We start from the raw sequence: 11,332 nt of genomic DNA on the forward strand, positions 1-11,332 counted from the left end.
TGCTACCCCCTCCGCACCAGCAGCGACTCGTCCACCCGGAGCTTGGCCAGGGCCTTGCTGGTCTGGCTCTTGACGGTGCCGACGCTGCAGCCGAGCGTCTCGGCGGCCTGCGCCTCGGTCATGTCCTCGAAGAAGCGCAGCACGACGACCGCGCGTTGCCGCGCCGGCAGCCGCCCGAGCGCCCGCCAGATCGTCTCGCGCTCGTCGGCCTCCCCCATGCGGTCGGCCGTCTCCGTCCGGTCGGGCGGCTCGCCGCTCGGCAGCTCCACCTGCCGCCAGCGCCGCCGCCACCACGACACATACACGTTGAACACGATTTTTCGTGTGTACGCCTCGCGCTCCTGGCGGACCCTCGGCCACGCCAGCCACACCTTCAGCAGCGCCGTCTGGACCAGATCCTCCGCCAGCGCCCAGTCCCTGGTGAGCAGGTAGGCGGTGCGGAGCAGCCGAGACCACGCGTCCTCGACGAACGCGTCGTACTCCGATCGATCAGCCATCCCAGCTCCCTTCCCCCCGTACTACGCGGCGGGCGGGCGGGATGGTTGCCTTCAGCCTGGATGCAGCCAGTACTGCAAAGTGGCGCTGCTGCTCTTGACGACGCGGGGCTCGGCCGACTCCTGGGGCCAGATCTGCAACAGGTAGTCGTCGTCGACCGGGCCGTCCATCCCCCGGGCGTGGTAACGCAACCGGTACCACCCGGGCCCGGCGGGCAGCGGCGGCAGCTCATAAGCGGGGCCGCCCCATTCGTGCAGCGCCACCCGCCCCACCGCGGACCTGAACCCCACCTCCACGATGTCTTCGAACTCCTCCAGCTCGGGCCCGGGATCGCGGTCGGCCACCGCCACCGTGAACCCGACCGTCCCGGTGTCGACCCCGGTGATCAGGAACGCGGCTCCCTCCTCGACCCTGATGATGCCGACCGGATGGGCCGGGTCGTCCGCCGGCAGGCCGTGGGGCCCCGTCGCCTCGTCATCGACGAGGTAGGCCTGGCGATAGTGGACGTGGAGATCGACATGGACGAAGTGCGCGGTGCCCTGCCGGCCGTTGCCGGGAGTCCCCTCGCTGGATGTCATGATGCGGATCTTAGGCAGCCCCGCTGACACTCCGGTTTCAGCTCGCTGAAAGCCCGTCGTGTGGCACGGCCCCTGTGGGGCAGGGGGTCCCGTCATGAAGGGTCTTTTCAAAGTCGCGCTGGCGCGGTGGCTCGCGCGTACCCCGATCGGACTGGCCATTCTGGGCGCCGGCTGGTTCCTCGGACGGCAACGCAGACGCAAGCAGGAAGAGCAGGAGCGGAGGCGGAGTCCGCTCGGCCGGAGGCGGGCGGCGCGGGGCCGGAGGCGCTGAGCGCCGTTGCCGCGGCGGCCTCGCGGCCCGGAGTCGCCAGGCGCCCGCGTCAGGAGACGCTGTTCTGTGACGGGGCCGGCTGGGGCAGGAGAGGGAGCATGACCTCCACCCGGGTGCCCTCGCCGGGCCCGCCGCTGATCACGCAGATCCCGCCCAGCTCGGCCGCGCGCTCGCGCATCGAGCTGAGGCCGACCCCCGCCCGGCGGCTCTCCGGCAGGCCGCGGCCGTCGTCGGCGACGGTCACCCGCAGCACCTCGCGGTCCCGCTGGAGGTGGATGCGCGCCCGCTCGGCGCGCGCGTGCCGCCGGACGTTGGTCAGGGCCTCCTGGACGATGCGGTAGACGGCCACCTCCACCGCCGCAGGGAGCTCCGACAGGTCGCCCTCGGCCGACACCTCGATCTCGATCTCCGGCGAGGCCTGCTCGGCCAGCTCGCGCACCGCCCGCGCCAGCCCCAGGTCGTCCAGGGCCGGCGGGCGCAGCCCGTACACCAGTTCGCGGATGTCGCCGGCGACGGCGTCCATCCCGGTACGCAGCTCGCGCAGCAGGGCGTCGGCCGAGTCCGGCGCCTCCTTCAGGCGGCCGCGGGCGATGTTGATGAGCATGGCCATGCCCGCCAGGCTCTGTCCCAGCCCGTCGTGCAGGTCGCGGCGGAGCCGGCGCCGCTCCTCCTCGCGCGTGGTCAGGATGCGTTCCCTGGAACGTTGCAAGTCCGCCGCCATGCGCACGGCGTGCGCGACGTCGGCCGCGTACGGGGTGAGGGTGGCGAGCACCCGCTCGTTGTGCGCGGCCGGGAAGCGGCGCGGGCCGGGCGCGCCCACCAGCAGGCGGCCGACCCGTTCGCCGTGCCAGACCAGCGGCACCTCGCGCGGCCGATCGCCGACCCGGCCGTTCTCCACGTACCGGGGCTCGCCGTCGGCCACCTCCACGGCCACCCCCTCGACCGCGAGCCCGTCGCGCAGCACGCCGACGACCGCGGTCAGCGCCTCGGCCGGGTCGCCGCGCCGGATCGCCTGGGTGAGCCGGGCGGCCAGCAGCCGGGGGTCGCCGACCTTGCCGTAGAGCATCTGGTCGACGGCCCGCTGCAGCACGCGCCGCAGCGGCTGGAAGAACGCCCCGGCGAACAGGGCGGACGCCAGCCCGGCGACCCTGTCGTACCCGGAGACGCCCAGGCTGGCCACGGCGCCGGCGCCGAAGTAGACCGCGCTGATGACGACGAGCAGCCCGGCGGCCACGAAGGTGCGGCTGATGACGGTGTCGATCCCGTACAGCCGGTAGCGCATGACCGAGAACGCGACCGCGACCGGGATGAGCGCGGACCACAGCACCGCCACCCACACCAGGCCGGGCACGGCCGCCCCGACGACCAGGAAGACGATGTATCCGGTGAACGCGAAGAGCGGCCACCCGATCTGCCGCCGGCCCACCGGGTCGGCCCGGCGCAGCCGCAGCGCCATCGACAGCGCGGCCAGCGCCAGCGAGAGGTAGATGCCGGCCCAGGCGGTCTCCGAGATGATCTCCTGGTACGGGGCGAGCGCGCGGATCTGCAGCGGGTTCGGGACGACCTCGGGGAACCGGTAGCCGATCGGCGACGGGTCCGGGCGGGTGATGTTGCGCAGCATCTCGGTGCCGAGCGAGACCGCGCTCAGCGCGAGCGCCCAGCGCCAGCGCGGCGAGGGCAGCCGCCCGTCGGGCGAGTACAGCGGCAGCAGCGCGGTCAGCGTCAGCCCGCACACCGCCCAGAAGACGATGTACGTGTGACGCAGGTAGCCCGCGAGCATCAGGTGACCGTCGGCGGCGACCCGGAGCATGAGCGACTGGAAGAAGTCGCTGAGCCCGGCGGCGAGGCCGCCGGCGCACATCATCCAGGCCATGTTCAGCCGGGGCCGGTGCGCGATGAGGTAGGCGCCGACCGCGGGGAAGGTGAGCACCACGGCGGACTGCGGGGTGACGGTGAGCTGGGGCGTCCACGCCTCGGGCAGCCCGGCCCACTGCACGAGAGCGGCGATCTCCAGAAGCGGCGCGACCACCGCGACGGCGACGGCCAGAATCCGTGGGCCTGTTAACGTGGCCTTCCCGGTCTTCCCCGCGAACACCGCGAACCCGACCATCCTGTCTCCGCCTTCCTGTCCCGGCACTGCCGGAAGCTGGACAGGATTATGACGTCTTTATGGTTATATATCGCCCCTTGTGGCCGTGCCGTTATCCCTGACCCTTGCCGTGATTCCCGGTCACCCCTGATGCCAGACTCGGAGGCATGCAGAAGACATCTCTGGAAGCCCTCGTACGCGAGCACCTCAAGCGCGCCGGCGACGCCTCGACGGGCCGCAGCGCCGAGACCCTGTACGGCGGCCACGAGCACGTGCTCCGGCAGACGCTCATCGCGCTCAAGGCCGGCCAGTCGCTCGCCGAGCACGAGAACCCCGGCGAGGCCACCCTGCAGGTGCTGCGCGGCCGGGTGCGGCTGCACAGCGGCGGGGACTCCTGGGACGGCATGGCGGGCGACCTCCTGATCATCCCCCCGGCCCGGCACAGCCTGGACGCCCTGGAAGACGCCGCCTGCCTGCTCACCGTCGCCAAGACACGGTGACCGAACCGCTGCTGACCTTCGGTCACGGCACGGCCGGCCGCGCGGAGCTGTCGGGCCTGCTGCGCGGCGCCGGCGTCGAGGCGGTGGTGGACGTACGGACGGCGCCGGGCAGCAGGCGCAACCCCGACGCGCGCCGCGAGGAGCTGGCCGTCTGGCTCCCGGAGGCCGGCATCGGCTACCGCTGGGACCGGCGGCTGGGCGGCTTCCGCAGGCCCGCGCCCGACTCCCCCGACACCTTCTGGGAGAACGAGTCCTTCCGCGGCTACGCCGGCCACACCCGCGACCCCGGTTTCCTGGCCGCCATGGACGAGCTGCTGGCACAGGCCGCGGCCGGCCGCACGGCCGTGATGTGCGCCGAGGCCCTGTGGTGGCGCTGCCACCGGCGGCTCATCGCCGACTTCGCCGTGCTGGCCAGGGGCGTGCCCGTGCTGCACCTGAGCCATTCGGGCGCGACGGCCGAGCATCAGCCGAGCGCGGGCGCCCGGCTGCGGGAGGACGGGCTGCTGGTGTACGACGTCGTCAGCGCGGAGTGAATCACTCCCGAGGGTGGTGGAGGTCGAACGCGGGCCGTTCGGAGCGGATCGGCGGGATGAAGGAGAAGTTGTGCCGCGGCGGCGGGCAGCTCGTGGCCCATTCCAGCGAGCCGCCGAACCCCCACGGGTCGTCCAGCGTCACCCGGCGCGGCCCGCGCGAGGTCTTCCACACGTTGTAGAGGAACGGCACCGTGGACAGCCCGAGGATCAGCGCGCCGACGGACGAGATCTGGTTGAGCAGGGTGAACCCGTCACCCGCGCCGTAATCGGCGTAGCGGCGCGGGAACCCGAGCATGCCCAGCCAGTGCTGCACCAGGAACGTGGTGTGGAAGCCGACGAACAACAGCCAGAACTGGATCTTCCCGAGCCTTTCGCCGAGCATCCGCCCGGTCATCTTCGGCCACCAGAAAAAGAATCCGGCGAACATCGCGAACACCACCGTGCCGAACACCACGTAATGGAAGTGGGCCACCACGAAATAGGTGTCGGTGACGTGGAAGTCGAGCGGCGGCGAGGCCAGGATGACGCCGGTGAGCCCGCCGAAGAGAAAGGTGACCAGAAAGCCGATCGAGAACAGCATCGGCGTCTCGAAGGACAGGTGCCCCCGCCACATCGTGCCGATCCAGTTGAAGAACTTCACCCCGGTCGGCACCGCGATCAGAAAACTCATGAACGAGAAGAACGGCAGCAGCACCTGGCCCGTGCCGAACATGTGATGGGCCCACACGGTCATCGACAGCCCGGCGATGGCGATGGTCGCGCCGACCAGGCCGAGGTAACCGAAGATCGGCTTACGGCTGAAAACCGGGATGACCTCGGTGATGATGCCGAAGAACGGCAGCGCGATGATGTAGACCTCGGGGTGCCCGAAGAACCAGAACAGGTGCTGCCACAGCATCGCCCCGCCGTTCTCCGGCGCGAAGATCTGGGTGCCGAACGCGCGGTCCGACTCCAGCGCCAGCAGCGCGGCGGCCAGCACCGGGAACGCCATCAGCACGAGCATGCTGGTCAGCAGCACGTTCCAGGTGAAGATCGGCATCCGGAACATGGTCATGCCGGGCGCCCGCATGCCGATGACCGTGGTGACGAAGTTGACCGCGCCGAGGATCGTCCCGAGCCCGCTCAGCGCGAAGCCCATGATCCACAGATCGCCGCCGACGCCCGGCGAGCTGATCACGCTGGACAGCGGCGTGTAGGCGAACCAGCCGAACGCGGCGGCGCCGCCGGGGGTGAGGAAGCCGCTGATGGCGATCAGCCCGCCGAACAGGAACAGCCAGTAGCTGACCATGTTGAGCCGGGGGAAGGCCACGTCCGGCGACCCGATCTGCAACGGCATGATGACGTTGGCGAACCCGGCGAACAGCGGGGTGGCGAACAGCAGCAGCATGATCGCGCCGTGCATGGTGAACAGCTGGTTGTACTGCTCGTTGCTGACCAGCTGCAGGCCCGGCTGGGCCAGCTCGGCCCGGACGACGAGGGCCATGACCCCGGCGACCAGGAAGAACCCGAACGACGTGATCAGGTAGAGGTAGCCGATGACCTTGTGGTCCGTGGACGACAGCCAGGACGTCAGGGGGCGCCGCGCGGGCCGTTCGACCCGGTCGCGGGCCGGCGCGGGAGTCAGCACCACGTCGGGCTCCGGAAGCGGGCGCGGCTCATCGTGACGTCCCGTGCGGCTCGGGGCCGTCGCCGCCGGCCGTGATCACGCAGAGCTCGGGACGGACGAACGCGTGCAGTTCGAGGCCGGGCGCGCCCGGGTCGAGGAGTTCGACAGCCGAGCGCAGCAGCCCGCGATGCGCGGCGCAGACCACCTCGGGATGCGACCGGGCGGTGGCGCGGAACGGGCAGCCGTGCAGCAGGATGCGCCCGTCGCCGGTCGGCTCGGGGTCGAACCCCATCTCGGCGAACATCGCCGTCACCCCCGACCGGGCGTCCCCCTTCACCTCGGACCGGGCGTCCCCCTTGACCCCGGACCGGGCGTCCTCCACCGACCGGGCATCCCCCTTCACCGCCGACCGGGCGTCCTCCGCCGACCGGCCGTCCCTCTTCACCGCCGGGGTCGCGGCGGGGCTCAGCCGCCGCACCGCCCACTCCTCGCCGGCGCGCTCCGCCCGGCGGGCCCGCTGGGCGGGGGTGTCGGCGAAGTGGCGGGCCAGCAGCTCGGCGAGCTCCTGGTAGGGCCCGTGCTCCGGCTCCGCCGCCCAGGAGGCCGAGTACACCGCGCGCGGCCGGCCCCGGCCGCCGCTCCGCTCGGTCCGTTCGGCGACCAGCCCGGCTTCGAGCAGCGCCGACAGGTGGAACCTGACAGTGGTGACGTGCAGGCCGGTCCCGGCGGCGAGCTCGCGGGCGTCGAGCGGTTCGGCGCGTTCGCGCAGCAGGTCCAGGATGGTGACCCGGCTGGGCACGGACAGCACCTCGTGGGCCCGCGCCCGGTCCAGCCCGGTCATGACGTCACCGGATGACCGGCCACCAGCGGGGTGTCGACGCCGAGCCTGCCCAGCTTCGACGCTCCCCCGGGCGAGTCCAGCGGCGCGTCCCTGCCGGGCAGCGTCTCGGCGAAGAACGCGGCGTTGTCGCCCGCGAACACCTGCCACCGCTCGGGCAGGTCGTCCTCGTAGTAGATGGCCTCCACCGGGCAGACCGGCTCGCACGCCCCGCAGTCGACGCATTCGAGCGGCTGGATGTAGAGCGCCCGCGCGCCCTCGTAGATGCAGTCGACCGGGCACTCCTCCACACAGGCCCGGTCGATCACGTCCACGCAGGGCTCAGCGATCACATAAGTCATATTTAGAGGATGCGCATCCTCTAAATAAGAAGTCAAGGGCGGGTCACGTCCGGCACATGGTTCTCCAGCCGCGGCGGACGGCGGTAACCGGTGCCCGGCGGGCGTTCCGGGATCTGGATCTCCGGGCGGGGCACGTCCTCGTACGGGATCGTCGACAGCAGGTGGCTGATCATGTTGATCCTGGCCCGCCGCTTGTCCTCGCTCTCCACCTCGTGCCAGGGCGCCTCGGGGATGTGGGTGTGGACCAGCATCTCGTCCTTGGCCCGCGAGTAGTCCTCCCAGCGGGTGATGGACTCGAGGTCGACGGCCGACAGCTTCCAGCGGCGCATCGGGTCCTCCAGCCGCTTGCGGAAGCGCCGCTCCTGCTCGGCGTCGCTCACCGAGAACCAGTACTTGCGCAGCAGGATCCCGTCTTCGACCAGCAGCCGCTCGAAGATCGGGCACTGGTGGAGGAACCGGGAGTGCTCCTCCTCGGTGCAGAAACCCATCACCCGCTCCACGCCCGCCCGGTTGTACCAGCTCCGGTCGAACAGCACGATGGTGCCGGCCGCGGGCAGGTGCTCGACGTAGCGCTGGAAGTACCACTGCGTGCGCTCGCGCTCGGTGGGGGCCGGCAGGGCGACGATCTGGGTGACGCGCGGGTTGAGATACTCCGCCACCCGCTTGATCGCGCCGCCCTTCCCGGCCGCGTCACGCCCCTCGAAGACCACCACCACCCGCTCGCCCGCGACCCGCACCCACTCCTGCATCTTCACCAGCTCGCCCTGCAGCCGGTACAACTCCTTCTCGTACGCCTTGCGAGCCATCTTCTCGTCAGCCATGCGCAACCCTCCGATGCCGGACCCGTTCCCGCCCTGACCGATCCTCCACGATGGCGCCCTTGACAAATATATTTGTCGGTGGAACTCTCAAGGTACCCCGAACGGAAGAGGCAGGACATGAACACCGTGATTTCCCGCGACGGCACCACCATCGCCTACACGCGCACCGGCCAGGGCCCCGCGCTGCTGCTCGTCGACGGCGCGATGTGCTACCGCGCCTCGGGCCCCAACACCCCGCTCGCCCAGGAGATGGCCGACACCCACACGGTCTACACCTACGACCGGCGCGGCCGCGGCGAGAGCGGCGACACCACGCCGTTCGCCCCCGAGCGGGAGATCGAGGACATCGCCGCCCTCATCGAGATGATCGGCGAGCCGGTCTTCCTGTACGGCATCTCCTCCGGCGCCGCGCTGGCCCTGGCCGCCGCCGCGAGCGGGCTGCCCGTCAGCAAGATCGCCGTGTACGAGCCGCCCTTCATCGTCGACGGCACCCGCCCGCCCATCCCCGCCGACTACACGGCGAGCATCGAGACCATGCTGGCCCAGGGCAAGCCGGGCGCGGCGATCCGCTACTTCATGCGCCGGGGCGTCAACCTGCCCGCCCCCGTGGTGGCCATGATGACCCTCATGCCCGGCTGGTCGACGATGAAGAAGGTCGCCCGTACGCTGCCGTACGACGCCGCGTTCGTGACCGAGTTCGAGCACGGCAGGCCGCTGCCCGAAGGCCGCTGGGACGGCGTCAAGATGCCGGCCCTGGTCGTCGACGGGAGCAAGAGCCCGGCCTGGATCCGCAACGGCACCCGCGACCTGGCCCGGGTGCTCCCCGACGCCGAGCACCGCACGCTCGACGGCCAGACCCACATCGTCAAGCCCGCCGCTCTCGCGCCCGTACTCAAGGGGTTCTTCCGATGATCTTCCGTACCACCGTCGAGCTGAGCGGCAGGACCGCGACGGGGATCGAGGTGCCGCCCGAGGTGGTGGCCGGGCTGGGAGCGGGCAGACGCCCGCCCGTCCGCGTCACGATCAACGGATATGTCTACCGCAGCACGGTGGCGCCGATGGGCGGCCGCTCGATGCTGCCGCTCGCCGCCGAGAACCGCGAGGGCGCGGGCGTGGCCGCCGGCGACGAGATCGAGGTCGGCCTGGAGCTCGACACCGAGCCCCGTACGGTCACCGTGCCTCCCGACCTGGCCGAGGCGCTCGACCGGGCGCCCGCGGCCAAGGCGTTCTTCGACGGCCTGTCGTACTCCCGGCAGCGGCGTGTCGTGCTGCAGGTCGAGGGCGCCAAGAAGGCCGAGACCAGGCAGCGGCGGGTGGCCGACGCGGTCACCAGGCTCGCCGCGGGCGAGGCCTGACATCCCTCGTGAGAGTGAGCCCGAGGATCGCCCCTGGCGGCGATCCGCCGAGGCGCCGGAAATCTCAGGATGGGTGGGCAACCTCGACCGCTTCGAAGGAGCCACCATGTCCGTCCGGCACGTTCCCCCCGCCGCACCGCCCACCACCCTCGCGGCCTGCTCGTACCTGGCCGCGCCGCTGCTCGCCCTGGTCTACGGGGTGCTCAGGATCGTCGACGGGTTCGACGGGAGCAGAGGACCCGGGGCGGCCTGGACACTCGGCCACCTGGCGTTCATGGCGGCGCTGGTGCTGTTCGCGGTGATGCTCCACGACATGCGGGCGCTGCTCGGGCGCACCCGGATGGCCACCGTCACGTTCGCCGCCGGTATCGCGGGGATCGGGTTCGCGTTCGTCCAGTTCGCCGTGGACGTGGTGGTCGGGTTCATGGCCGCGGACCACGAGGCCATGGGGCCGCTGTTCGACCAGGTCCAGGCGGTGCCGGGGGTGTCGCTGCTGGTCTACCAGGCCGGGCCTGTCCTGTTCTACGCCGCTCTGGTGGCCCTCTCGGCGCAGCTCGCCGCCGGGCGTCACGTGCGGCCCTGGATGCCGCTGCTCGTCCTGGCCCAGACCGTGCTTCCGGTGATCTCGCTCGACCTCATCCCGGTGGGTTCCGCGCTGGCCGTGGTCGCGTTCCTTCCGCTGGCGCTGCGGGCCAGGAGCCGGTCCGTCCCGGCTCATGTCTGATCGGGCGGTCCCTCGTACGGGGGCGATATTTCGGGATTCGCCGTACGGTGCGGGAGGATGGGGAGCCGTGCAGGAGCCCCCGCTTGTCACCGTGCTGCGGCGGCGCGCGCGAGCGCTGCCGCCCCTGCTGGTGGACGGCGCGCTCGCTCTCCTGGTCACCGGCGCGCAGCTCTGGCCGCTGCTGACCACCCGGCAGTACGAGGGCCTGCCGTGGCACTGGTGGGGGTACGTGGTCGCGGTCGCCTCCTCGCTGCCCCTGGTCTGGCGCCGCCGGGCCCCGCTGGCCGTGCTGATCGTGTCGCTGACCACGAGCCTGCTGTACGACCTGGCCGCTCCCGTCGCCGAGCAGCCCGTCTGGTACGGCCAACTGGTCGCCTACTACACGGTGGCCGCGCTGTCGTCCCGGCCGATCCGGATGCTGCTGCTCGCCTGCACCGTGGTGGGGTCGTTCTTCCTGCCCGGCTCTCCGGACACGGCGCTGCGCAGCGGCATCCTGCTGGTGGCGGCGTACGCGATGGGCAGGGCGGCGGCCGGCTCCCGGGCCCAGGCGGCGGCGCTGGAGGAACGGGCCGCCAGGCTGGAGAGGGAACGCCAGCTGGAGGCCCAGCGCGCCGCGGAGCGTGAGCGCGCCAGGATCGCCCGGGAGATGCACGACATACTCGCCCACGCGGTCAGCCTCATGGTGGTGCAGGCGGAGGCCGGTCCGGTCGCGGTCAGGAAGGACCCGGCGCGGGCGGAGGCGGCGTTCGACGCCATCGCGGGGGCCGGGCGTGACGCGATGGAGCAGATCCGGCGCATGCTGGGGGTGCTGAAGGAGGACGGCGGCGCGCCGCGCGCGCCCCAGCCCACCGTCGACGACCTGCCTGAGCTGGCCGCGCAGGTCTCCGGCGCGGGGCTGGAGGTGACGTTCGAGGTCGCGGGCGAGCCCAGGCCGGTGACGGCCGCGAGCGCCGTGGCCGCGTACCGGATCGTCCAGGAGGCGCTCACCAACATCGTCAAGCACGCCGGCGCCACCCGTGCCGGCATCCGGCTCACCTGGGAGGACGACACCCTCATGATCGACGTCACCGACGACGGCCGCGGCGCCGGCCGCGCCCTGCCCTCCGGCGGCCACGGGCTCATCGGCATCCGCGAACGCGCCACCGCCTGCGGCGGCACCGCCGCCGCAGGCCCCCGCACCG

At 71.8% G+C, this 11,332-nt stretch carries 14 protein-coding genes; 7 read left to right on the forward strand and 7 right to left on the reverse strand.

Annotated features, from left to right (window positions below):
* Positions 1–2: 2 nt before the first annotated feature.
* Both KME79_RS21850 and KME79_RS21855 read right to left on the reverse strand, forming a co-directional pair.
* On the reverse strand, positions 3–497 hold the full coding sequence (locus tag KME79_RS21850; RefSeq protein WP_219546032.1) for a SigE family RNA polymerase sigma factor: 495 nt from the start codon (positions 495–497) through the stop codon (positions 3–5).
* 51 nt (positions 498–548) lie between these two features.
* On the reverse strand, positions 549–1,073 hold the full coding sequence (locus KME79_RS21855; protein WP_148035056.1) for a hypothetical protein: 525 nt from the start codon (positions 1,071–1,073) through the stop codon (positions 549–551).
* Positions 1,074–1,167: 94 nt separating this feature from the next.
* Between KME79_RS21855 and KME79_RS47450 the strand changes: the two genes are divergently transcribed.
* Complete coding sequence (locus tag KME79_RS47450; protein WP_219546034.1) at positions 1,168–1,344, forward strand: DUF6203 family protein; 177 nt, start codon at positions 1,168–1,170, stop codon at positions 1,342–1,344.
* A gap of 49 nt (positions 1,345–1,393) precedes the next feature.
* Here KME79_RS47450 and KME79_RS21865 read toward each other — a convergent pair whose 3' ends face one another.
* Positions 1,394–3,454, reverse strand: a complete 2,061-nt coding sequence (locus KME79_RS21865; RefSeq protein ID WP_219546035.1) for a sensor histidine kinase — start codon at positions 3,452–3,454, stop codon at positions 1,394–1,396.
* Positions 3,455–3,600: 146 nt separating this feature from the next.
* Here KME79_RS21865 and KME79_RS21870 point away from each other — a divergent pair, with 146 nt between their 5' ends.
* Together KME79_RS21870 and KME79_RS21875 are read left to right on the forward strand one after the other, a co-directional pair.
* A complete protein-coding gene (locus KME79_RS21870; protein ID WP_148035058.1) occupies positions 3,601–3,933 on the forward strand; it encodes a cupin domain-containing protein in 333 nt (110 codons plus the stop codon).
* Entirely contained in the window at positions 3,930–4,466 is a 537-nt protein-coding gene (locus tag KME79_RS21875; RefSeq protein ID WP_219546036.1) for a DUF488 domain-containing protein, read from the forward strand. Before KME79_RS21870 ends, KME79_RS21875 begins: the two co-directional genes overlap by 4 nt.
* A gap of 1 nt (position 4,467) precedes the next feature.
* Here KME79_RS21875 and ctaD read toward each other — a convergent pair whose 3' ends face one another.
* The 4 genes from ctaD to ppk2 are packed head-to-tail and all read right to left on the reverse strand — an operon-like array spanning position 4,468 to position 8,072.
* The gene (gene ctaD / locus KME79_RS21880; protein WP_246640222.1) at positions 4,468–6,090 is read right to left on the reverse strand and encodes an aa3-type cytochrome oxidase subunit I; all 1,623 of its coding nucleotides are present in this window, start codon (positions 6,088–6,090) and stop codon (positions 4,468–4,470) included.
* Between the two features lie 31 nt (positions 6,091–6,121).
* Complete coding sequence (locus tag KME79_RS21885) at positions 6,122–6,913, reverse strand: helix-turn-helix transcriptional regulator (RefSeq protein ID WP_219546037.1); 792 nt, start codon at positions 6,911–6,913, stop codon at positions 6,122–6,124.
* Positions 6,910–7,251 carry a ferredoxin gene (gene fdxA / locus KME79_RS21890; protein WP_148035061.1) on the reverse strand — a complete coding sequence of 114 codons (342 nt, stop codon included), beginning with the start codon at positions 7,249–7,251 and terminating at the stop codon, positions 6,910–6,912. The genes KME79_RS21885 and fdxA overlap by 4 nt, the downstream gene beginning before the upstream one ends.
* Before the next feature lie 32 nt (positions 7,252–7,283).
* Entirely contained in the window at positions 7,284–8,072 is a 789-nt protein-coding gene (gene ppk2 / locus KME79_RS21895; RefSeq protein ID WP_219546039.1) for a polyphosphate kinase 2, read from the reverse strand.
* Between the two features lie 117 nt (positions 8,073–8,189).
* On the opposite strand from ppk2, the gene KME79_RS21900 reads away from it, so the two are divergent.
* From KME79_RS21900 to KME79_RS21915, 4 genes are all read left to right on the forward strand, one after another.
* Positions 8,190–8,984: an alpha/beta fold hydrolase gene (locus KME79_RS21900; protein WP_219546040.1), complete on the forward strand. Its 795-nt coding sequence runs from the start codon at positions 8,190–8,192 to the stop codon at positions 8,982–8,984.
* Entirely contained in the window at positions 8,981–9,427 is a 447-nt protein-coding gene (locus KME79_RS21905) for a YdeI/OmpD-associated family protein (RefSeq protein WP_219546042.1), read from the forward strand. The genes KME79_RS21900 and KME79_RS21905 overlap by 4 nt, the downstream gene beginning before the upstream one ends.
* Positions 9,428–9,533: 106 nt before the next feature.
* Complete coding sequence (locus KME79_RS21910) at positions 9,534–10,151, forward strand: hypothetical protein (RefSeq protein ID WP_219546043.1); 618 nt, start codon at positions 9,534–9,536, stop codon at positions 10,149–10,151.
* Between the two features lie 67 nt (positions 10,152–10,218).
* On the forward strand, positions 10,219–11,332 hold a 1,114-nt coding region (locus KME79_RS21915), incomplete at its 3' end, for a sensor histidine kinase (RefSeq protein WP_308249000.1).

It is taken from the genome of Nonomuraea harbinensis, from assembly GCF_019396385.1.
GTDB lineage: Bacteria > Actinomycetota > Actinomycetes > Streptosporangiales > Streptosporangiaceae > Nonomuraea > Nonomuraea ferruginea.